The organism is Empedobacter sp. UBA2044 (genome assembly GCF_002333005.1).
In the GTDB taxonomy this organism is placed as follows: Bacteria; Bacteroidota; Bacteroidia; order Flavobacteriales; family Weeksellaceae; genus Empedobacter; species Empedobacter falsenii_B.
On the sequence record NZ_DDBA01000053.1, the window covers coordinates 55373 to 79757 of the forward strand.

The 24385-nt window shown below is 31.6% G+C and carries 19 protein-coding genes and 1 tRNA gene; 7 read left to right on the plus strand and 13 right to left on the minus strand.

Annotation, left to right across the window (positions count from 1 at the left end):
* Positions 1-38: 38 nt before the first annotated feature.
* The 3 genes from B4E59_RS09210 (at position 39) to B4E59_RS09220 (ending at position 1423) form a co-directional block, all read left to right on the plus strand.
* Positions 39-821, plus strand: a complete 783-nt coding sequence (locus tag B4E59_RS09210) for an MBL fold metallo-hydrolase (protein ID WP_291046347.1) — start codon at positions 39-41, stop codon at positions 819-821.
* Positions 822-881: 60 nt separating this feature from the next.
* Positions 882-962, plus strand: a tRNA-Leu gene (locus B4E59_RS09215).
* 161 nt (positions 963-1123) lie between these two features.
* Entirely contained in the window at positions 1124-1423 is a 300-nt protein-coding gene (locus B4E59_RS09220; RefSeq protein WP_280051716.1) for a hypothetical protein, read from the plus strand.
* Positions 1424-1617: 194 nt separating this feature from the next.
* Here B4E59_RS09220 and B4E59_RS09225 read toward each other — a convergent pair whose 3' ends face one another.
* From B4E59_RS09225 to B4E59_RS09270, 10 genes are all read right to left on the minus strand, one after another.
* Positions 1618-2844 carry a type II toxin-antitoxin system HipA family toxin gene (locus B4E59_RS09225; protein WP_291052604.1) on the minus strand — a complete coding sequence of 409 codons (1227 nt, stop codon included), beginning with the start codon at positions 2842-2844 and terminating at the stop codon, positions 1618-1620.
* On the minus strand, positions 2841-3146 hold the full coding sequence (locus B4E59_RS09230; RefSeq protein ID WP_280051719.1) for a helix-turn-helix domain-containing protein: 306 nt from the start codon (positions 3144-3146) through the stop codon (positions 2841-2843). Before B4E59_RS09230 ends, B4E59_RS09225 begins: the two co-directional genes overlap by 4 nt.
* Before the next feature lie 188 nt (positions 3147-3334).
* The gene (locus B4E59_RS09235) at positions 3335-4018 is read right to left on the minus strand and encodes a hypothetical protein (RefSeq protein ID WP_291052608.1); all 684 of its coding nucleotides are present in this window, start codon (positions 4016-4018) and stop codon (positions 3335-3337) included.
* A gap of 21 nt (positions 4019-4039) precedes the next feature.
* Entirely contained in the window at positions 4040-4639 is a 600-nt protein-coding gene (locus B4E59_RS09240; protein ID WP_291052611.1) for a hypothetical protein, read from the minus strand.
* A 71-nt stretch (positions 4640-4710) separates the two neighbouring features.
* Entirely contained in the window at positions 4711-6588 is a 1878-nt protein-coding gene (locus B4E59_RS09245; protein ID WP_291052614.1) for a restriction endonuclease subunit S, read from the minus strand.
* Positions 6581-8197 carry an HsdM family class I SAM-dependent methyltransferase gene (locus tag B4E59_RS09250; protein WP_291052617.1) on the minus strand — a complete coding sequence of 539 codons (1617 nt, stop codon included), beginning with the start codon at positions 8195-8197 and terminating at the stop codon, positions 6581-6583. The genes B4E59_RS09245 and B4E59_RS09250 overlap by 8 nt, the downstream gene beginning before the upstream one ends.
* 1 nt (position 8198) lies before the next feature.
* Positions 8199-11279: a type I restriction endonuclease subunit R gene (locus B4E59_RS09255; protein WP_291052620.1), complete on the minus strand. Its 3081-nt coding sequence runs from the start codon at positions 11277-11279 to the stop codon at positions 8199-8201.
* A 245-nt stretch (positions 11280-11524) separates the two neighbouring features.
* Positions 11525-12211 carry a hypothetical protein gene (locus B4E59_RS09260; RefSeq protein ID WP_280037701.1) on the minus strand — a complete coding sequence of 229 codons (687 nt, stop codon included), beginning with the start codon at positions 12209-12211 and terminating at the stop codon, positions 11525-11527.
* Positions 12212-12564: 353 nt separating this feature from the next.
* A complete protein-coding gene (locus B4E59_RS09265; RefSeq protein ID WP_280037703.1) occupies positions 12565-13890 on the minus strand; it encodes a tyrosine-type recombinase/integrase in 1326 nt (441 codons plus the stop codon).
* A gap of 254 nt (positions 13891-14144) precedes the next feature.
* Entirely contained in the window at positions 14145-14468 is a 324-nt protein-coding gene (locus B4E59_RS09270; RefSeq protein ID WP_219034235.1) for a hypothetical protein, read from the minus strand.
* Between the two features lie 356 nt (positions 14469-14824).
* Between B4E59_RS09270 and B4E59_RS09275 the strand changes: the two genes are divergently transcribed.
* The gene (locus B4E59_RS09275; protein ID WP_291052625.1) at positions 14825-16303 is read left to right on the plus strand and encodes a glycosyltransferase family 2 protein; all 1479 of its coding nucleotides are present in this window, start codon (positions 14825-14827) and stop codon (positions 16301-16303) included.
* A gap of 55 nt (positions 16304-16358) precedes the next feature.
* Here B4E59_RS09275 and zupT read toward each other — a convergent pair whose 3' ends face one another.
* Entirely contained in the window at positions 16359-17141 is a 783-nt protein-coding gene (gene zupT / locus B4E59_RS09280; protein ID WP_221856744.1) for a zinc transporter ZupT, read from the minus strand.
* A 159-nt stretch (positions 17142-17300) separates the two neighbouring features.
* On the opposite strand from zupT, the gene B4E59_RS09285 reads away from it, so the two are divergent.
* Positions 17301-18596 (plus strand): mechanosensitive ion channel family protein, encoded by a 1296-nt coding sequence (locus B4E59_RS09285; RefSeq protein ID WP_291052627.1) that lies wholly within the window; start codon positions 17301-17303, stop codon positions 18594-18596.
* A 15-nt stretch (positions 18597-18611) separates the two neighbouring features.
* Here the strand turns inward: B4E59_RS09285 and B4E59_RS09290 are convergent, their stop codons facing one another.
* Entirely contained in the window at positions 18612-20882 is a 2271-nt protein-coding gene (locus tag B4E59_RS09290) for a DUF2339 domain-containing protein (RefSeq protein WP_291052630.1), read from the minus strand.
* 117 nt (positions 20883-20999) lie between these two features.
* Between B4E59_RS09290 and porQ the strand changes: the two genes are divergently transcribed.
* Both porQ and cmk read left to right on the plus strand, forming a co-directional pair.
* Positions 21000-22025 carry a type IX secretion system protein PorQ gene (gene porQ / locus B4E59_RS09295; protein ID WP_291046386.1) on the plus strand — a complete coding sequence of 342 codons (1026 nt, stop codon included), beginning with the start codon at positions 21000-21002 and terminating at the stop codon, positions 22023-22025.
* A gap of 51 nt (positions 22026-22076) precedes the next feature.
* Positions 22077-22763, plus strand: coding sequence for a (d)CMP kinase (gene cmk / locus B4E59_RS09300; RefSeq protein WP_125350732.1), 687 nt, complete (start codon positions 22077-22079; stop codon positions 22761-22763).
* Here the strand turns inward: cmk and B4E59_RS09305 are convergent.
* The gene (locus tag B4E59_RS09305; RefSeq protein WP_291046393.1) at positions 22753-23682 is read right to left on the minus strand and encodes a glutaminase; all 930 of its coding nucleotides are present in this window, start codon (positions 23680-23682) and stop codon (positions 22753-22755) included. The genes cmk and B4E59_RS09305 overlap by 11 nt on opposite strands.
* Positions 23683-24385: the final 703 nt, after the last annotated feature.

The window sequence follows — 24385 nt, forward strand, 5'->3', positions numbered from 1 at the left end:
TAATTTCAAATAGTTTGTGGTAAATTTACCAAATCATTATGGCTAAATCAAATATAAAAATACATTTTTTAGGAACAGGGACTTCACAAGGAATTCCGATTATTGGTAGCGATCATCCGGTATGTTTGTCAACAAATCAAAAAGATAAACGTTTGCGTTCTTCTTTGTTGTTAGAAAAGGATGGAAAGATTATTACGATAGATAGTGGACCAGATTTTAGACAACAAATGTTACGTTATAATGCGCATAGATTGGACGGAATCCTGTATACACACGAGCATAATGACCATGTTTTAGGATTGGATGATATTCGCCCGTTGGTTTTCAAATCTGGAGAAGATATGAATGTCTATGGTTTGAAACGAGTGTTGGATGAATTACATAATCGATTTCCATATATGTTTGCTGAACATAAATATCCTGGAGTGCCAACGGTGATAGAGAATGTTGTGGAAGATGAAAAATTTTTGGTTGTTGGATTTACGATTGAACCAATAAAAGTTTTGCATGGACCTTTGCCTATTTTGGGTTATTTGATTGATGATAAAATTGCTTATTTGACAGATGTAAAAACAATTCCGACAGAATCGCTTGAGAAATTACGTGGAGTAGAAGTTTTAATCATTAGTGCGCTACGAGTAGAACAAGAACATTTTTCGCATATATTATTAGATGAAGCCATACGATACTCGGATTTGATAGGTGCAAAGCAGACATATTTTACACATATTTCGCATCATTTGGGATTTCATGATGAAGTAGAGGAAAAATTACCAGAAGGTAAACATTTGGCTTACGATACGTTAGAAATAATTCTGTAAAAAGTTTAAAAAATAGTTGGAAAAATAAATAAACTAACATTATATTTGCAGTCCATAAAGGCTCGGATGGCGGAATTGGTAGACGCGCACGACTCAAACTCGTGTTCCTTTGGAGTGTGGGTTCGATTCCCACTCCGAGTACTATAAAAGGTTGTTAATTATTTGATTTTCAACCTTTTTTGTTATATGGTAAAATAATAAATTACCATATTTATTACCATTGTCATGTGTTTTTCATGTGTCATGAAATAATATGAAACTAATGTAAAGATATAATTTAAATCTTTATAATAGTGAAGAATATGTATTTAATTCAAGCTAGCGAGCTTGAGAAATTTGCAAATTTGGTGGCAGAAGAAGCCATCAAGAGAGTTTTGGGTGTTGTTAACAATGGTTTCGATGGAGTTGTTGATGATATTGGAAAAAAAATTATAGATGTTTCAGACAATCATTTTAGTGTAAAAGAAGCTTCTATTTTTTTCAAACATACAGAGAGAACGATGTATAATTGGAATAAAAAAAAGAAGTTGATTTTTAATATGGTTGGTGGTCGTTTATATTGTTCCAAGGAAGAGGCTTATAAATTATTAGACAATAAATAATAAATTATGATCCGAACAGAAATCTGTTATCGAAGTTCTAAGATTTCTCACAGCATATATCTTTACATCCTCCAAGTTTTTCTCTTGTCACTCTATAAAAGATTTATAAAAAATTAAGCAGGTTTTTTGAACCTGCTTTTTGTTTATGTGTTGTATTCTGATTATTTAAAATTAGCTGGTATATATATCCTCTGTTAGCTTTTAATAACACTATTGATTAATTCAATATTCGTTGTAGATATTCCATACATTTTTGATAAATCTGTCCATTGGTTAAGTGCAGATTTTGTTTGTTGAATAACTTCTTCTATGAAAGGTATTGGTAGTTTAGTACCCAACCCTAAGTTTATAAGATGGTTAACAGTAATGTTTCGCCCTTCTCCCATAACCATTGTGCTTTGTTCACCACCAGGACCGTTAGAAAAAGTAAGATCATAAGCTGGAGATAATTTCCATTCTCCAAGAGAATTCATCAGGTAAGTGAAATTCTTAGCGTGATCGTCCCTGTTATGTGCTAGCACGTTGAAAACTGCTAAACGAAACATCTTTTCAACCTCTCGGATATCTTTAGTTAAAACACTTGTTAATGATAGTAAGTCTTCATAATCATGAGATGGTAATCTAAAATTACTATGAACCAATCCACTAACAGTATGCATGTGAAGTCGTTTATTTTTATCTCTATCAAATCTTTTTATCGCAAAATAACCATTTCCCTTTTGTGATGAAAACAAATGAACTTCAGGTATCTCTATTCCTGCATCTTTAGCCATTAATGCGTAAACGTATTCTATCGCACCAGAATCTTTTCCGTCTTGTGAGTTAGGGAACTTAACAATCCAATGTTCATAATCATCACTTAGATTATTTGCACCATGAGATATCTTTTTTCTTTCGGAATCTAAACCTATCAATGCTTTTGGTCTAGCACCAGCAGAAGAACCATTCAATGCTAAAAGTTCAGAAATCATGTCTTCGGAATTACCTTCTAAAACTTCTTCTGTTTGAGTTGCTAATGTATCTAAATCTATTGTTTCTTGGTTGGTTTCTTGGCTTTGGTCTGGTTCATAAACCAATGCTCCCAAACCGTGAAAACCGACATTAGCCAAACGATCTAACGGTGAAATATCCGATGATAGAATTCCTTCTGAACGAAGTTTACGGTCAAAAAGTAATCTTCCCCATCCGTCGGGTAAACTGTCATTGAAAACCCCTGCTAAGCCTTCAAAAGGATTTGGAGGAAGCTCGATTACCCCACGCATCAACGGAAGTTTTAGTGGTGATATTTCTAAATTATGTTCTAAAAAATTATCATCATACTGAAAATAGATAATATTGTTTCGGATTGCTAATCGACCAACAGGCAATGTTTCAGAACCGAAATTTAAACCTACTTTTAAATCTTTTATTGCTGTTGTCATTTTCTACTTCCTCTTTTTTTGGGTTGAACTTCGCTTGATTTTATTACCTCATCAATGGATTTGAATTCGTGTTTGTTTGGTTTTAAAACCTCAACCATTTCTTCTAATCCTCCAACAACAGACAAAATTTTTAGAAAAGAATCTAATGAAATCATTCCTTTTTGTTCAAACTTACGAAGCGTAGATAATGGCACACCAGATCTTTCTGCTAAACCTTCTTGGGTAAGATTCATTTGTAATCTCCTTTCACGAATGTTTTGAATCAATTTTTCTTGTACTTTCGAAAGTGATATAAATAACATAATAAGGGTATTTATGAATGTTATTAGTGGTTAAATAACATTATGGTATTACAAATATAAGGAATTATAATGAGATTTTTGCAAATTTATAATGGTAAAGTAAGCTTATGTATTGACAAAATAAGCTAAAAGTCAATTTATTAGTTGACTTTCTTAATATATTAATTGCGAAAAAAGCATAACTAGTATTACTCCAAACTATCATAAAATCGTTTGCTTTCAAACTCCGAATAATCTTGATAGGTTTTAAGATTGTCGTTGAGTTTTTTCAATTTTTGTAAACAATCAAGATACTGAGATTCTTCAAAAGTGTAGCAAACGTCTGAATGAAATTCGTAATCCGAAGAAGCTTTGAAACTACAAAAACTAACTGTTTTTTCTATCTGGTTTCTCTCAATTTTCATGTGTACATTAGAGCAGTCTATATATCCGCAACAATGAGAAAGACAGATCAAGTTCTCGTTCCTCTCTAATCTTGAAATATCCTGTCTTAATTCAATTATTTTTTCGTCAGATAAATTCAATTCGTTGGTGGCTAAAAATGGAGCTACAAGTAATTCAAAAGTTTGCTCAGAATGTAAACCAATCATCGGATGTTTTGGATCTACAGGCATTAAGTTTTCAGGGAAATTGTAATAAAATAGTGTTTCTTCACTTGGTGGTTCTTGAGAGTGGATACTAAAATAGTAAGAATCTTCCCAAAATTTTCGGACTTCCTCTTTGTTGTCAAAATTAACCTCAGCATGTTTACATACAATCATATCATACAACGGATTTCCATCAATCAATAATGTGATGATGATGTTGTCTTCATTAGATTGTAAGCAGTAACTGAGTTGGTTGTAATATATCAATTCATTATAATTTTCCATATAAAGCATTTGTTAATGGTGCTAATATTCAGAATTTTCCTCTTCTCTTTTCCTTGCTTGTTCTTCCTCCTCTTCAATAAGTTTTCTTCTGCTTTCATTTTCCTCGTCTTGTGCAGCCTGTTCCTCGTCTTCTAATTTTCGTTTGCAAGAATAACAATGATCGTCATATTCCGACTTTTCACCGCCGCAAATCGGACAAGTTGTATTTTCAGTGTCTTCATTTACGCGATTTCTTAAACGATACCCCTCGTTGTAACAACCACCACCTTTTTCGCCTAAAGTAACCGTGTACCGATATCCTCTGTCGCTTCTAAAGCTACATTCTCCGCTCGAAATATCTTCGCTTGAAAAATGGGTTTCATCTAACCAACCACCATTTGGCCAATTAATTTGCACTAAATAACCGTCTTCTACCTCAACATCTAATTCGTATGTATTTCTGGAACCTGTGTTCGGATTGTAGTATTCGACCTCGGCACAATATGTTCCATTGTAATTTCCGTCCTCGTCTTCAATAAATGAATGAGTAGATATATTTTCTTCTGGGTAATTACCTGAGTTGGTTTCTTGTTTACACGAAAAAATTAAGAAAAAAAAGAGTAAATAATAAAAGTGCTTCATATTAGAATTGTGTTAATTATCACATTAAAAATAACAAAAAATCTCAACATTTATCGTGTTGAGGTTTTTTGTTATTTCTTTACTCTCTTTATTTCATTTCCCCAACCTGTAGGTATAACATTGTTGTTTCTCATCCAAGCTAAAGCATCATCAAGTCGGTTTTCGTATCGAGCTTTTTGTTCATCCCATTCTAAAAAATCTTTCTTTAATAACGCATCAGTTATCATTTCGTTTCTGATGATTCGGTTATTCCATACAGCAAATAAAGTTGAAACAATCTCTGGACGTTCATAATTTGAATTCTTAAATTTAGAGATAAAATTATTGATAAGCTCTTTCAATTCATCTGATAAATAACCATAATCTTTTTGCGATTTAATATGATTCTCTCCTGCAACGATTCTTTTTAATTTTCCAAATTCTTTTATTTCAAACCATTTCGATTTGGTAACTTCATTCCAGAATACTTTTGTAAATCCACCGTCATAAGGTCCAGCAGCTTGCACAGAATATTTTTGATTATAATCTCCTTTTACTATGTGAGACTCTACTAAATGTAATAATTTTTCGAACTTTGTTTTACCGAAAGAAGTATCATCTAGAGATTGATTGATAATATAAGTTGCAAGCATTTTTCGCCTAATCTTTTTATCCTTATCAGTAAGATTATTTATTTGATAATCAACAAAAGGTTCCGCCACCATTCCCAAAAATTCATCGGCTGCATCTTCCACCTTCACCTGCCCATTCATCAACATCGGTAACAACCAATCGCGTAATTGAGCCAGTTCTTGGTTTTGTTTTTGATTATTTAAGATTTTCTTGTAAAAAATATTTGCTTTACGTTCAAATTTATTAGCTAAATCTAAATGTGGTAAAATAATCATACTATCTTTCAAAAATTTGAAATGACGTGCATATCCATAATTAGATAAATCTATTTTTAATAATGAATGGTAAAATAAAATTTGGGGTAATCTTTCATTGTTACTAAATAAAACTTGTGTACCATCTGCTCCTCTTATAAAATCAAAATTAATAAGTTTTAATATTCTTGTGTGATCTCCAAATACAATTGCAGGAAAATCTACAGAAATATCTATTTTATAATCTACTTTATCAGAAAAACCAGCAATGAAATCAGTACTTTGATCTACAATCGGAAATTTACCTTCAGAAGAATACTCTTTCGCATTTAATTTAAGGTTACTTTCATTTTTTCTCAATAAATCATCTACAAATTTCACCTCCCATCCCTCAGGAATTTCACGTTTTAGAGTTGAGTTGTAAACCATTTTACCGCCAGATGATTTGTAGCCTTTAGGATGAGATCCTGAAACAAGTTCAGGATGACTTTCGTTGGTAATAGGGAACTCGAATTGGACAAACCAATAATCGTAGAGTGTTTTTGCCATGGCTTCTAACTCTGCATTGATTTTGTTGTTTACTTCTATTTTATCGTCTAAGGCTGAAAGGACAGCGGCTATTTTTTGTTGTTCTTTCTTAGTTGATGGAACAAGGATTTCTTGTCTTTTTAAAGCACCTTCATTAACTCTCTTTCTTCCAGAAGTCCCTTCCATACAACTAATTGCTCTCTCTCGGAACCAAGGACTTCTAGCCAAGTAATAAATAAACTTCTTATCTGAATATTCATTTTCCCTTAAGACAATAAATTCAGAAGAACCGAAAGCTAGTTCATCATCATCAAGAATATCTACATAAGCAGTTTTACCATTTTCTAAACAAGGGGTAATCTTAGCTACAACAGTATCTCCATTTCTGAATTTAGGTCCAGCAGTATATTGGGAATATTCATATCCATTAATTTTTCTTTGAAAAGTTCCTAATTTATCCATCCCAATTTTACGAGAAATAGAACCTTTTTTGATTGATTCAGAAGGATTAAATTCCACAAAATCCCCAACAGAAATTTGTTTCCAATTATTCATACTTCAATCCTTTTAATTGTTTCTGAATCTCTTGATCTAAGGCGTTTCCTTCTGTGAATAAAGCAGCTAAACGAGCTTCGAAATCGTTCATTTTTTGTTGGAACTCTTCAGGTGTGATGTCCACATATTCAATCTTTACCTCAAAGTATTGTCCTGCTGAGAACGAATAATTTTTGGCGATGATGTCTTCTTTCGTAACCACAACGCTTAAATCTTCTACCGCTTCTTTGTTGTTGAAGGTTTCGATGATTTTAGCTTCTTCTTCTGGCGTTAAAACCGTACGTTGGTTTTTTCCTTCTTTTATGGTTTCACCCAATTTAGAAGCATCCATCAGCACAATATGTTCGTTATCGGCTTTTTTATCCAAAAACAAAACCGAAACATTGGTACCCGTACTTGCAAAAATATTGCTCGGCATACTTACCACACCACGCAACCAACCGTTGGCAATCAATCGTTCACGGATTTTTTTCTCAATACCGCTTTGTGCCGTAATAAAACCTGTTGGTACTACAATAGCCGCTTGTCCGTTAGCAGACAAACTGTGCATAATGTGTTGAATAAATAGCAAGTAAATTGCCATCGATTCTTTCTTGGCTTTCGGAATGTTCGGAATTCCTGCAAAGAAGCGTTTTTTAAACGCATCTTTATCCAATTCGGCATGAAAATCAGAGAAATCTAACTTAAATGGTGGATTTGATACGATATAATCAAACTTGGTATCCAAATACGTGGGTTGAGCAATGGTATTGGTTTTGATGATATTCGGGATCGAATGCGTTAGATCATTCAACACCAAATTCAATCGCAACATATTACTCGATTTCTGAGAAATATCTTCCGAATAAATGGTACAATTTTTCTCTCCAATTTGATGCGCCAAACTCATTAATAACGTTCCCGATCCCGCACTCGGATCGTAGCATTTAACGCCTTTTACAGGTTCTGAAACAAGAATCTGCGCCATAATACGTGCAACAGCGTGCGGTGTGTAATATTCGGCATATTTACCACCAGAATCGGTATTATAATCTTTAATTAAATATTCGAAAATCGTGGCAAAGAAATCGTATTTCTGTTCGAACATTTCCTCAAAAGAAAACTCAAACAATTTGTTGATTAAAGCTTTTGCAAAAGCATCACGTTGTGAAGAATCTGAGATAAACTGTGTGAGTTCATCAAACAAAGTATCTTTTGCTCCAGAGAATGATTTTACCGAAAACACATCCGTATTTTCTATGGAAATCTGACGAAGAGTATCATCAAAAGTCTTCGCAAAATCATCACTGTTTTGTATGGCAAACAAATGCGAAATCAAATGATCGGGTGCTAACCTTGGAATATTAGGATCTAATCCTGCTAATAAAAATTGATAATCGTCTTCACTTAACTCTCGTAATGCCTGAGAGAAATTCTCAGCATCTGCCAAAGCTGGCATTTCTTGTTTTACAGCATAACGAAATTTATCATTCAAGAATTTATACAAAAATACTTGTGTGATGATCTTAAATTCGTTTCCGTCGTTCCCTAATCCATAATTCGCACAAACACTTTTTAGATTGTCAATTAAATCTTTGGTGTGTGTGATGAATTTTATATCGTGTGTCATTTTATCGTTGTTGATATTGTTGGATGTATTCTTTCGAAATCAACTGATTAATCATTTTAGTTGTTTCGAAATCCAAATCCATTTTTTCGTTTTTTTTAAATTCTTGTACCACCAATTGCAGTAAATATCGGTTGAAATACGCTTCATTTTTCAATAAATCTTCTTGTGTATTCACTGTATTATCTACCTGTTCTTTTACTTGCATTAATGCGCGGTGCAATTGTATTTCTTTGGCGTTAAGTGTTCCTTTCTCGCTTAGGCGTTTATGGATGCGTGCATACTTTTCGTCGTTTTCGTATTTTACTTTTAACAACGCATTTTTACGATTTAACTCTTTTGCTTCGTTGTAAATTTTTTCGAGTAAATGCTTATTGGCAATCATTTCTTCTTGCGAAACTTCACTCAGGTTTTTCTTTTTGAAAATACGCTCCAATTCTTCGCGCAAAGATACAAATTCGGGATCAGAAGGATCGAAATTTGTTTGCAAGGATTCCCTTGTTTTGCGTAAAACATCTTTGAATTCATCAGCCAAAACCAATTCGCTTTCGTCCACTTTTACAAACTGAAAAATAATATCTTCTAAAGCGGTATCCAGAATATTTCTGTTTTCAGATTCATTTCCAATGCTTTCCAGATAGTTTAAATTGTCTAATCGGTTCTGGGTTTCAATCAACAATCGATTCAGTAATTCAAAATCAGCAGCGGTTTCTAAACCTTCGTAGTTGTTTAAGGCGATCAAGTTTTTTAACTCTTTAGCCGTTCGTAAAGCTTTTACTAATTCCAAAAGCTCTTTTTTGTCGTTAATCTGCGCTAATTGTTGCGAAAAAAGCTCCCGATTTTGTGTATCGTATTTAAAAAGAATTTCCTTTATTTCGTCAATCTCTTGTTTAATCTCTTCTTCGGATTTGAACAAATGCGAATACATTTCCATCTCGTCACCCAATTGATCTTGCAATTCATCAAAATACAAACGATTGGTACGATCAAAAGCTTTAGAAATGTCAGCAAAATCAACCACATATCCGTAACGATAATCTTTGTACGGACGATTGACTCTGGTAAGTGTTTGCAATAAGTTATGATCCTGAATAACACGAGCCAAATATAGTTTCTTCAAGCGTTTTGCATCAAAACCTGTCAGTAACATATTGTACACAAATAACACATCTACATGACCTTTTTTATAAGCTTTGATGAGATCTTTGCGTATTGTTTTGTCGTTTTCATCATGTAAAATTAAAGCTGCCGTCAATTTTGGCGTTTCGGTATTACCATATTTTTCCGTTGGTTCTGCTGCCATCAAAATACTCGCATCAATTTCTTGTTTACCGTATTTTTCTTCAAACAAACGGAACAATTCTTTGGCTTGATCGGCGGAATCACAAACCACCATTCCACCTAAACTATGATCACGTTGAACTTTTTTAAACTGAATTAAATCATTAGCGATATACTCTAAAAGTGGTGCTGCAAACTTCGGATGTTTGTAAATCTCTTTGGTAGAAATGTCACCCTTTAGGAGCTTTATTTCATCCATAACCGATTTCATTTGCATTTTGAATTGTCCTTCAATCTGCTCACGAATCAATCGCAACGTATAGCCATCGGCGATGGACATATTGTAGTAATACTTATGAATATAATTCCCGAATAATAATTTGGAATCATAATCTTTAGCGACTTCTTTCAACAAAGGCGTTCCCGTTAAGGCTATTTTGATGGCATTTCTGTCTGAATTAATCAGGTTCGCCAAATAATTTCCTTTCGGATTATAGGAACGATGTGCTTCATCTAAAAAGTAAATACGTTGAATATTGATATCGTATTCTAAATTTTGAACAACCGTTGCATCTTCCGAAAATTTCTGAATGTTAACAACGGTAATTTCAGGAACTCCGCTATCATTGTGGATAGCTCCAACAGTTTGTAAATCTTTGGTGAATTCTGTTTTAGAATTAACCGTATTAACCTTTAAACCACGATTTGCAAATTCACTCGAAGCCTGAATTAGTAAATCGATACGATCTACAATAAAATAGAACTTCGGAATGATTTGTTTCTTCGCAAAATAATGCGTCAAATGTTTTACATTGTAATACGCCAACGCTGTTTTACCAGAACCTTGGGTATGCCAAATGATTCCTTTGTTTTGTCCTGCTTCTAACTTTGCAACAATGGCTTTTGTAGCAAAAATCTGTGGATAACGCATGATGTGTTTTTGGTAAGATATTTTACCTGTATTTTCATCTTCATCCTCCACATACGTAATTGAAAATTGAAGTATAAAAGCCAAACGTTCTTTGCTAAATAAAGAAGTTAGAATTCGGTTTGTTGGTGTGTTTTCGCCTTTGTTGGTAATAAACTCTGGACTATGTTTGATGACGCTTAGATTGTTATCTTTCAGAATTTTATTTTCCTGTTCATCAGAGAGTGCAATTAACCTTTGTTGAACTGGATAATCCAAATCTTCTCTAAAGTAATTGAACGAAACACTTCCATAGTTTGTAGTGCCATAATAAGCTCCGAAAATAGGTTCTACAATTCCGTCTTCATATTCCATATTATTAGAAAATACCAACAATTGAGAGATGTTTACAAATCGACGGAAATGTTTATTTTTAAATCGTGTTTCAATTCTATTTCGTTCCGCAATAACCCCTTCTTTGTTATGAGGTTTTTTTACCTCAATAAAAGACAAAGGCATTCCGTTAATTAAAACCGCAATATCTGGGCGGAACTCTTCATCACCAGCTTTGTATGTTAACTCTGTGGTGATATGAAAATCATTGTTGTTGAAGTTTGTGAAGTCTATTAATTTAATTCCTGAAGTTGCAGTTAAACGTTCGTAGAATTTCTTCCCAAGATCTTCGTAATCCAACTCTAAGTTAATTTCATCTAAAACTCGTTTCGCTTCTTCTTCAGTAATTTCGTTAATCGTTGCAATTTTCGGAATGAAAATATCTGGAAATATATTATTCTCTTCTAATCGATCTTGTTTGTTTTGTGGTATATATTGATAGCCTAATCGCATCAAGTGCAAAAGGGCAGGAATTTTCACTCGTGAATCTTCGTTGAATTTCATTCGTTAGTCTTAATAGTAATTGTAAATATACCAAAAAGAAGTACTCGAAAATTACCATACCACAAAAGTGTTCGACTTTAAAATTTCAATACGTGATATATAGATCTTAATACTATACTGAAAACCAGCTCGTAAGACTGTTATAAGTGGGCTTAAATTTTCATTTAAGAAATAGAGATAGTTATCAATCAATTATTTATATAAAGAAATTTAATAAAATTTAAAAAACCAGAAAAGAATAGATGTTATGTAACATTTAAGCGTTTTTTTACAGGAAGAAAAGTGGGAATTATTCCACCTAATCTATCTACGCCTTTACCTATGTAATTTCTGTTGGCGTAATCAGAAATCATTTCCTCGACGTATATAATTGTTCTTTGACATCCAGAAGAATCGGTGAAAATTTCATCTGAAATATAAAAATGATTATATAATAATTCTTCTATCTTTTTTCTAATCTCTCCAATAGATAGATTACCGCGCTTAAGACCTAGATGTAAATGAAAATGATTGACATTTTTTTCTTCTTTTTCAATTACATAATAAAGATCCATGCCAAGTTTTTTAAAAATAGTTCTGGCGATGAAATCGTTGTAATCGTAATCATAATTACCAAATTTAGCGACGTCGTCAGATTTTATATTAATTGATATGTTTGTATTGTAGGGATTCTGTATTTCTCTTTTTACTTCGGAATTATTTTTTTCAGAAATAGGTTTTGATACTGTTTTTTTCGGAGCTCTTTTCCTTTGAAATTTTTCAAGAAAATTTAAATCTATTAAATATTCATCCAAATTTTTTTTATTTATTATCCTCTTAACAGCAATATCGTTCTTAATAAATAATTCTTTTACTCTTCTTCTTAATTGTCTTAAACCAAGATCAAGGAGTTTATTTTCGATTATATATTTTATGTTTTTAAAATTTTTCATAATTAATAGTAGCACTTGTTATATGGGCATAATGCGCCCAAAGCCTATATATATGTACCAACCAAAAAATAAAAAGTCAAGTTTTGATTAAAATAAAAAGAGAAATAATTTATAATAAATTGATTTTCAGTGAAATATTTTTAAAAAAAATATTCTGTAAATGATATTATGATGAGGTAATGATGCTTATGTCCCATTAAAATAAAGTTGGATTTGCTAGTTAAAATATTGAAAAAGATCTTTTTTCGGAACAAAAAAAATAAAAAAAATTAAGGAAGTACTTGGTGGTGTATTTTAAGATACAGTGAGGGAGGGTAGAAATAAGGGGATACGTAGGTACCCCCTACCTGTCTTTAATAAATATTTAATGATTCTAGTTTTTCTTTTACAGAATTAGCTTTTTCAAATTTTGAACTTCTGATATAATTCTCTAACGTTTTAATAGAAGAATGTCCGCTGATTGCGCTTAAATCTGAAAGAGGTATTGATTTCTTAGCTAGATTTGTAAACAAGGAACGGCGCGAGGTATGTGAGCTCACTAATTCATATTTAAAATAATTTCCAATAACTTTTCGTTTTCGTTTATTTTTTCCTTTACCTGTGACAACAAATTTGCTTCCTGAAACAAGTTCATTTATTCCAGCAAGTTCACAGACTTCTTTGATGTACTTATTGTATTTTACTTCACTAATTACTTTTGGTAAATTTCCGTTATTAAGTGATAATATTTCTTTTACAGGATTAAATACTGGAATAACAACATCAGTGTGAGTTTTGATTGTTTTCGTTTCTATGAAGCCGTTTTTGAACTTATCAATTGTTAAAGCAAAGAGATCTGAGATTCTTAATCCAGTATGTAGCTGAATTATAAACCACCTTCGTGCATTCTCTAAATATTTTTTATTTTGAGGAACAAAAAGATTGTAGATAAGGTTTATTTCATCATCATTGAGGTATATTTCGTTTGTTTGAACTCCAGAAAATTTGAAATTACCAATTAAGTAATCTTCATGAAGTTTTATAGATTTTGATTTCGCATAATTTAATATTGCTTTAAATTTATTCGTGTTTGTGTCTATTGAGTTTGTTCCTAATTTTGCTTCACTCTCTTGATATTTGATATAGTCTTCAAAAATTTTCGAGTCAATTTCTTGTAATTTGAAGTCTTTTTGATTCTGGTGAATCAAGAATGCTCTCCAGTAGTTAATCATAGTTGTATATCCCTTAATTGTGTTTTGCGAAAGATTTTTGCCGTTCTTAGCTTGTCCTTCAATTTTTTTATTGGTGGAGATATAATGGTTATAATAGTCTATAAAGTATGGTTCATCATCAATTTTGTCTTTATTTTGATTAGGATTCTCAAAACCAAAAAAATCGTAATATTTTTCACGCAACCATTTTGAAGTAAGCTTGTTGTTCTTTATTTCTGGAGAGTATATTTCCTCCTGAATAAATTGAGAGAATAGAATTACTGAATTGTTTACTTCTAATGATTTTTTGTAATCTTTTTCAGTTCTTTTATATCTAAAAGATTGACTAAAATTATCCCACTTGTTAAGGTCTAATACAATATGATTTAATGTTATTTTGATGTCAACATTATTGGCATGTCGAATTCTATATACCAACTTACTTCCAGATTTAGCTTCCTGAACTTTAAATTTTCCAATTACTATCATAATTAAATTTTTATGTTAAATTTTGAAGAGTAAGAAATCAAAAAAATTACCATATTTATTACCATGATAATCTTTTCAACAGCTTTCATATTGTTTCATATTAATTCATGACAAATCAAGAATTCCTTTATGACAAAGGATTATAAAGGAGTACGTTTGTCAGTGAAATTTTAATTAGGACCTCTAATTTTCTTAAAGAATGTTCCCACTCCGAGTACTAAGCAAAAGCTCGAAACATTAGTTTCGAGCTTTTTTTATTTACATTCTCCTTTTTGTATAATTTTTACTTCAAATTTTCGGGCTCTATCATCTATAAAAGTAACTTCGTTTTCATAAAATTCAGGAAGTTTGTAATGCGTATTATCCAGCCAACCACCATTTGGCCAATCAATTTTATGCAGATAATTATTTTTCGTTGTTATAGTTACTCGATATGTCTTTGTTGACTTATTCGTTTTAACCTTGACATTTGCGCAATATTTTCCATCTTCAATGTGATCATTTATATTATGAAAATCTGAAGATGAGGAACAACTATAAATAATAGTAAAGCAAAAAAGTAAAAGTATATTTTTCATCATCTTTTTATTTAATCTTCGCTTAACAATCTATTGATATTCTGTTAAGCTTTGAATTTAATTTGCTGCATACATTTGCAGTAACAAAATCCTCATGTGTTAATTTATATCATTTCTCAAAATTACTTCTCTTTTCGGGAAGTTTTTTTTGTTTTTATTAAGAAATCAGATTAAAATGTAACGTACTATACGCCTAATTTTTAAGTATAATACATATTGAAATTTTATTAATAATCAGTCGTTTATAAGTGTTTTATTTTTAATAAAGATTTAACTTCTTGAGTTTTATATTAACGTTAGGTGGCATAGTAGTTGTCATTTTATTCACTTTTTAATTAAAACTTAAAATTACTCAGATGACTAATATAGATTCAAAAAAAAATCTGGCAAACACGATTTTGTTATCCACCACGGAGCCTAAAACAGTGTTAAAGGTTATTCGATCGGATGAACATGAAAAAAAGTCTTTAAGAAATAAATTCATAGAGAGAATTTCTAAAAACTGTCTTACAAAGAAAGATTATCTAGTAATTGCTACAACTTTTGTGATTATGCTAACTTCTATTCTTTTTTTGTTTATTTATAAAAGTGAATTTCTACAATGGCATAGCACTAAATTATCTACCTGGTGGGGTGTTATTATTTATAGCCTTGGATTGGCACTTCTTATTCTTAAAACTTCTTTTCTTTTTTATTTAGGCTATTTATTCATAAAATATAAACCGGTCAAAAATGTTGCTGATGTAGATTTACCAACTTGTACCATTATTGTTCCGGCGTATAATGAAGGAAAATTAGTATATGATACTTTGTTAAGTTTAGCTGATAGTAATTATCCATCCGAAAAATTACAGATCTTAGCCGTTGACGATGGGAGTAAAGATGATACATGGAAATGGCTTCTTGAAGCGAAGAAAGTATTAGGAGATCGCGTTACACTTTTTCAACAGCCAAAAAATATGGGAAAACGTCATGCATTATATAAAGGATTCAAAATTGGAAAAGGGGAAGTTTTTGTGACGGTTGATAGTGATTCTATTGTAGATGAATCTACGCTTAGAAACTTGTTAAGCCCTTTTGTAGTGAATGAAAATTGTGGTGCTGTCGCTGGCAATGTTCGTGTATTGAATAAAGAAAAAGGTTTGATTCCAAAAATGTTGAGTGTTAGTTTTACATTTAGTTTCGAGTTTGTGCGATCTGCTCAAAGTGTGTTAGGTTCTGTGTTTTGTACACCTGGAGCTTTAGCAGCTTACAGAAAAGATGTTGTACATAATTGTTTGGAAGAATGGATAAATCAATCTTTTTTAGGGCAACCAAGTACAATCGGGGAGGATAGAGCTTTGACAAATATGATTTTGAAACAAGGTAAACATGTCTATTTTCAGAAAAATGCAATGGTTTATACCAATACTCCAGAGCGTTATAAGAATTTATACAAAATGTTTATTCGTTGGGAGAGAAGTAATGTTCGTGAGAATATTATGATGACAAAATTTGCTTTCACCAACTTTAGAGAAGGTTCTACAGTAGGAACTCGTATAATTCTGATGATGCAATGGATAAAATTAATCATGGCAATTCCATTATTTTTAATTTTAATCTTTTTTGTCGCAACACATCCAATTTTATTCATCACAAGTACATTGTCTGGCGTTTTAGTTTTTTCAAGTATTCAGATGATTTTTTATGCAAAAAAATACAATTTTAAAGAAGCTTTATTAGCATACGTTTACAGTATTTTCTATATGTTCACGCTTTTTTGGATTATGCCTTATGCCATTGTAACAGCAGGAAGAAGTGGTTGGTTAACGAGAGAATTACCTCAGGCAACTTAAAATTTTAAATATTAATTCATACAAAAACTTCTCTCATTGGGAAGTTTTTTTGTTTTTACATAAAAAGTAAAAGACTAACAGCCATTACAAACATTCCGATTACAATTCCGTAAGTTGATAATTTTTTTCCAGCGTATTCGTTTGCGGTCGGAATTAATTCATTAATCGAAATATAAACCATCATACCTGCGACACTTGCGAAGATTGCTCCGAAAATTGATTCATCAAAAAATTGTAACAATACAAAATAGCCAATTAATGCGCCAATAGGTTCTGTTAATCCTGATAAAAAGGAATATAGAAATGCTTTTTTTCTATTCTTTGTAGCGTAATAGATTGGTATAGCAACGGCGATTCCTTCTGGAATATTATGAATAGCAATAGCTGAAGCTATAGAAATTCCGTAAGTTGGATTTTCTAATGCTGACAAAAAAGTTGCTAATCCTTCAGGGAAATTATGAATTGATAAAGCTAAAGCAGAAAACAAACCCAAACGCAATAATTTCTGATCGTTTGTCTCTGTTTTATTTTCATCGCAATGATGATGAGGCAATATTTTATCGATTAAAATGATGATTAAAATTCCTGCAAAAAATCCCAATAATGTATAAGTGTAACCTAATTTTTCTCCAAAAACACTTGATAATGATAATTTAGCTTTTGTTAAAATTTCTACAAAGGAGACATAAAGCATTACTCCTGCTGAAATTCCCAACATTACGCCTAAGAATTTTGGATTGAATTTTTTGTATAATAAACATAAAATACTTCCAATTCCAGTGCTAATTCCGGCAAGAAAAGTTAAACTAAAAGCAAATATTAACGGATTTGAAAACATTAATTTTAATAATTAAGTTAGATTAATCTAACAAATATAATCTTTTCATTGTTTTGAACCAAGATAAATTAAGAAACCAACAAATTTCAATGTAATTTATCAGTTGTTGTAAATTATGAAAAGGATAAACTTATTTTTGTTGTATTAGTTTTTATTCAGATGGAACTTTTAGACGAAAATATTCAAAGCGATGTGTATCGCTCAATGCTCGAAATGATTGCCAAATTGGGACTTTCGAGTTATTCTACCACAATAATGACAACAATTGTTCTATCAATTTTGTTAGTTATTATATTGTATGCAATCGATTTTTTATTGCGAAAAGTGCTATTACTTGTTTTAACAAACTTTATTGCAAAAAGTAAAACAAAGATTGACGATTTATTAATCAAGAACAGGGTTTTACAATTCGCAACACATATTGTTCCTGTAATTGTCGCCAAAGAAGCGATCCCACTTATCTTCAAAGGATTTCCGAATTGGATCAAAATTGCGATGCAAATTACAGATATTGCATTGGTAATTGCTGTTGGATTGTTGTTTAATGCAATTTTTAAAGCGTTCAGGGATTTTCTTCGAGGTAATAAATCTTTTTCGGATAAACCAATTGATAGTTATCTGCAAGTGATGAATATTTTAGTTTTCTTTGTTTGCGGAATTCTAATTTTTTCGATTGCGACAGGAAAATCGCCTATTACATTTTTGGTTTCTTTGGGAGCGGCTTCGGCGGTTTTGATGTTGGTTTTTAAAGATTCAATATTAGGTTTTGTGGCGAGTATTCAGGTTTCGATGAATGATATGGTGCGCGTTGGAGATTGGATTGAAATGACAAAATATGGCGCAGACGGAAATGTTACCGAGATTAATTTAGGAACGGTAAAAGTTCAGAATTTTGATAAAACAATTACAACAATTCCGACGTATGCCTTGGTTTCAGATTCGTTTCGTAATTATCACGGTATGCAAAATGCTGGTGGACGCCGCATTAAACGTTCGATAAATATTAAAATGAATTCGATTCGATTTTTGACAGAAGAAGAAATTGAAGAATTAAAAAAAATCCGCATGTTACACGATTTTATTGTGGATAGAACGAACGAAATCAATCAATATAATGTATCGAATAAAGTTGATCCAACGATTTTGGCGAATGGAAGACGAATGACAAATATTGGTCTTTTTCGACAATATATCAAGACATATACCTATAATAGTCCAAAAATTAGAACAGATTTGATGTTCGAGGTTCGGCAACTTCAACCAACCGAACACGGTTTGCCAATTGAGTTATTTATGTTTACAAATACAACGGTTTGGAACGAATATGAAGTGATTATGGCTGATATTTTCGATCATATTATTGCGGTTGTTCCATATTTCCATTTAGAAATTTTCGAGTTACCTTCTTCGGATGATATGCGTGTCATTGCTGAAGCATTGAGAAGAAATAATTAACAAAGAAGTTGAACATTATTGTTCAGCTTCTTTGTTTTCGCTCGGTTTTTCCATCAAATTAACCATCAAATTTTTTAGTTTTTGATACATAAAAGAAGTTAATAAGATTAAAATTCCTAAAACAATAAAAGATATTATACTGAAAATATTGCTCATTTCCCAAACATCCACAAAATATAATTTTAGAATAATCAATCCAAATAATATAATTCCAACAATAGGAAAACCTTTCAATTGTTTTCTTAATCCGAAATAAATCAATACAAATCCTAAAACTGCCCAAATAATTGGTAATAATATCATTCGGAAAATATCGGCTTGATGTGAGAAATTAGAAGAGTTTTCGTCAAGTGTTATCAACATAAAACCATTGTATTTCTCGAAACTAATCACATAAACTAAGACAAGCATACTGATGATTTGTTTTGCTTTGGAGCTTTGGAAATCGCTACTTTTTACAACAAAATAAATAATGTAAGCTGTCGGAATGAGATAACTCAAATAAAGAAAATAACTACCGATGTTATAATTTGTTTTGTTTAGTAATAATGGAATTTCGGCAATCATTGGTAAAAATACAATGCAGAAAGTTGCTGAAATTTGTAAAACAAGTTGCAAGGTATTTCCTAAATTTAGTTTTTCGCGTAGCGTTAAAATAAAAGCAATAAAGAATAATGTATAAATCAATACATAACTTACAATCATCATAAAGTTGAAATAAGGTTCGATCTGATAAATTAATTCGAACAAAATTCCTGTGTACATCAATAAAAGTGATGTTGATATGAAGATAAATTTGGAATGATTGAGCTTAAAACCTAAAAATTGTTCTTCGGTTTTGAAATCTTTCATCAAATATATATTTGCAATAGAACAAATCAATGCAATAAAACTTGTGATAAAAACATGGTTAAAAATTACGGCTAAATGTTTTTTAGTATCGATATAATCAAACCAACTAGCGCATAAAGCAATCAATAAAAATGGAAACATCGCAATGAAAAAGATTTTGAAAATGTTTTCTTTACTTTTTTTCCAAAGAAACAGTAACAAGGTTGATTCAATCGCGAAACAAATCGAAACGACATTTGCTTTAAATTGTAAGGCAACCGCAGTTGTGATAAGCGCAATGCTCAAACCGATTAAGGTATTTTGTAATAAATTATTTTTAGGTGTTTTGTAGATGTATAATGCACCGAAAGCGGTTATCAATCCAAATAAGAAAGCTATTAAACCATTGTTATTTCCAACAATAAAATAATAAACTGAAGAAATTAAAACGGTTGATAAAATGGTATTGAAAATTAGTAAAAGGCAATTCCAAACCGAAAATTCTCCTTTTTTGACGTAGTTAATTAAACTTGTAATAGTGAAAATAACGTAAAGCAAGCCAAAGAAAAGATATTGCGTTGAGATTTTAGAATTGTCGATCCATGCGATACTATATATAAAGGTAAAGCCAAATGCGATAAACGAAATAACTTGCCAATCTTTTCGCCAAGCCATGTACAGCATACTCAAGTTTAGAATCGTTAAATAACCAAACAGAAATACAAAATTGCTTTCGCCTGTACTAATCATCAATGGAGCGATAAAACCACCAATAATCGAAAAAATGGCTAAAACTTGTCGATTATATAACATTGCCATCACGATAGAGAAAATCGTTACAATTGTTAATAATCCAAAAGTGGTATTCTGAGAAAGTAAATGATATTCTCGGAAGGCGATGGTTAAGGTGAAATATAAAACGGTTAATCCGCCACCGATTAAGATGGAAGAAAAGATTTCAAAATTTTTCCGAATAAAATGAGCAATTCCAATAATTCCTAAACCAACTCCAATTCCAATCATTACTCGGAAAGTTTCGTTGATCCAATTTTGATCAATTGCATATTTTACGAAATAAGCAATTCCCAGAACTAAGGTTACAATTCCGAAAATCGTCAAGAAATTGTCTTTGATAAATGCAATTGCATTGTTGAGATTTTTATCAAAACTGCTTTCAGTTGTTTGTCTTGGTGGAATTTCGTCAAAAATACGTTTTGGCGTTTCGATTTTATGATAGGAAACAACTTCTGGTTGAGGTTCAATTTTTTTCTCTTCAACTATTTTAGGTTGCTCAATAATTGGTTTTGATTCAGTTTTAATTTCTTTTGCATCCAATTGCTCTTGCAAATGCTTTAGCTTAGTTTCTTGATAATCAATTTGTTTTTTTAGTTTCGAAACTTTATTAAACAAAATAACAATCAATACGAATATAATAATGGCAATTAAAAATTCCATAAAGTGTTTTTTAGGTAAATTGAAGTTAAGCTTTTTTTCAGAAAGCCTAAAATTTTGTTTTGCATATACCAAAATCATTCTGTTTTCGTTATTCTACAAAATCTTTATTTTTGCTAAATGTTTAAAAAGCTAAGTACATTATTGTTTATCGCGCTATCGACTTCGATTTTTGCGCAAGATGGAACGCGTGTTTACGAGTTTTTGAACATTACAACTTCTCCACGTCAAGCGGCTTTGGGAGGAAATGCAGCAACTTCTTGGGATGCTGACCCCAATTCTGCTTTATGGAATCCGGCCTTGATGAACCGAGAAATGCATGGTCAATTTGGAATCAATTACGTCAATTATATTGCGGATGTAGATTTCGGAACATTTTCGACGGTTTATGAAATCGATCAAGAAAATTTTGTTTCTGTTCATGGTCAATATGTTGATTACGGAAAATTAATTGGAACTGACGAAAATGGAAATGTGACAGGGAATTTCAAAGCAAATGATGCCGCAATTACAGTTGGTTATGCACGTGTTTTGGGCGATTATTGGACAGTAGGAGCAAATTTAAAATACATTAATTCTACAATAGAATCATATAAATCCTCGGCAATTGCTGGAGATATAGGTCTTTCGTACCACGATTTCGATAAAAATATCAATGTTTCGTTGGTTGTGCGCAATATCGGTCAACAAATTCAAACGTATAATGGCAAAAAAGAAGACATGCCAACGCAAGTTAATTTGGGAATTTCTCATCGATTAGAACATGTTCCGTTAGAATTTACGTTTTCTTTGCACGATTTACAGAAGTTTGATATTTCCCAACCTTATAATAAAAACGGACAAGAAGTTTCTGCTGGAAGAAAAATGATTGATCACCTTTCGGTTGGAGCAGAATTATTTCCAGAATCAGATTTTAATATGCGTTTAGGTTATAATTTCAAACGTGGAAATGAATTAGCAGCCGAAGGAATTCGCTCTTTATCTGGTTTAACGTATGGTTTTGGAATCCGTATAAATGCTTTTCGATTCGAGTTTAGTCATGCGAATTACCACAAATCTGGAGGTTCTAATCACTTTGGTTTGATTCTCAATTTAGACCGAATTATTCAAGGTCGAGATTATTGGAGAAGTAATCCTTGGTTATAAAAACTTTTCAAACAACTATAAAATCTTATCTTTGTCTTCAATTCTATATAGATGAAAGAAAATTTAATTATTGCAATCGACGGATATTCTTCTACAGGAAAAAGTTCGATGTCAAAAATTATTGCAAGAAATCTTGGTTATACACATATTGACAGTGGCGCAATGTATCGCGCTGTGACTTTGTATGCATTTCAACATCAGTATATTGTCGATAATAAAATTGATGAGCAAGCATTAATAATCAATTTATCTGACATTAAGATAGAATTTAAACAAGATCTTATAACTCAAAAGAATCTTACCTTTTTGAATGGTGAAAATGTAGAAGCTGATATTCGTACGATGGAAGTTTCTAAAATGGTTAGTCCAATTTCTGAGATTCCTGCTGTTCGCGATTATTGTGTAGCGCTTCAACAGCAAATGGGAGAAAAAGGAGGTATTGTGATGGATGGTCGCGATATTGGGACAACAGTTTTTCCAAATGCAGATATCAAAATTTTTGTTACAGCTTCACCAGAAGTTCGTGCGCAACGTCGCTTTTTAGAATATCAACAACAAGGGAAAAATATTCCATTAGATGAGGTTCTAAAAAATGTGAACGAAAGAGATTATATCGATTCTCATCGCGAATATTCACCACTTCGTAAAGCAGATGATGCAATAGAAGTTGATAATTCGAACATGAATTTAGAAGAAACGGTGAATAAAGTGATGGAGATTATCAATTCTAAAAAATAGAATCCTCTGTTGCGGTTGTAAATTCTTCCAGAAATTTCATTCCTCGGTAGGAGTTTCCTTTTAAGTTTAATTTAGGACTCCAAACTGAAACAATGTAATATTTGGGCATAATTGCAACAATTCCTCCGCCAACACCACTTTTTCCAGGTAATCCAACACGAAAAGCAAATTCACCAGATTCATCATAGAAACCGCAAGTTTGCATAATAGCGTTGATTCGTTTTGTTTGACTAATGTTTAAAACTTGATAATCATCAAATAAGTTTTTTCCTTTATTAGCCAAAAAAGAAAAAGTTTTACTCAACTCCATACACGACATTTCAATCGAGCAGATATAAACATACAAATCCAGAACATCTTCTGGAGAATTATGAATGTTGCCCAACGATTTTATAAAATTTGTCAAAGCTGTATTACGATAAGCGGTAGAAAACTCACTTTTTGCAATTTTATCAGAATATTGAATAGAATAATTACCAGAAACCTTTTTGATAAAATTTAAAAAATATGCTTTCGGATTATCGCAAATATCAATTAAGATGTCGCAAACCACTAAAGCGCCCGAATTAATAAATGGATTTCTAGGAATTCCTTTGTCAGTTTCTAATTGCAACAATGAATTAAAAGGCGTTCCCGAAGGTTCTAAATCAACTCTCTCCCAAATTTTCTCGCCAATTTCTCTATAAACTAAAGCCAAAAGCAACACTTTTGAAATACTTTGAATCGAGAATTTTTCTTCACAATCACCAAATCCAAACTGAAGTTGATCCGTAAACAATAAAGAAACTCCAAATTTCTCACCGTCTATTTTAGATAATTCAGGTATATAGTTAGCTGTTTCTCCCAAATTCTCTTCTTCAATTACTTTTAGGTAAATGTTATTTATTATCTCAAAATATTCTTTTTCTTTCGAAATCATCGCGCATATTATATATAGTATGAATGTAAATCTATTTTACATGTTAAACAAAATTAAAAATTTATTTATTTTTTTGAATAAACCATTTTCGCTTTGAGACAATTCCTCCCGAATAGTTCCTTCAAAAGTATCCATTTTGCTTTTCTTGAACAAAAGAAAAGCAAAACGTCTAATCATTTTATGAGTTTAAAAGGTATTCTTGAGTAATTAACAAGTTTAATTTTCCTGTCCTTTCGAGCTTGTCGAGAAATCTATCTCGTTATAATTTTGTGCTATAAAAAGAGCTTTTCTCGTCAAAAATCTAATATCTCAGTTCTCATATCTAAACATTTCAAAAAATATTTTCCATTGTACCAGTGACTTAAGGAAAGAATGTAAAATAAATGTAAAGTATGTTTGGAAAAGCGGAAAAAGGGTACGTATATTTGCAACCTCAATACGAAAGACGAGTAGTATTGTAGTTGACATAGGAACTTATATATCGCTAAAATTTATTTAAAAATAAATTTGCGAGTTTGGAAATAAGTATTACCTTTGCCATCCGATTCCGAAAGGAGTTTGAGAGTGAAAGTAAGAATTGACTTATTGAAATAAAAACTTTAAAATTTATCAAAATAAATTTTGTTAGTTAAGAAAGTAAGTATTACCTTTGCAACCGCAAATATCGAGAGGTTTTGCTAAGATGAGAAGTTCATTTGAAATT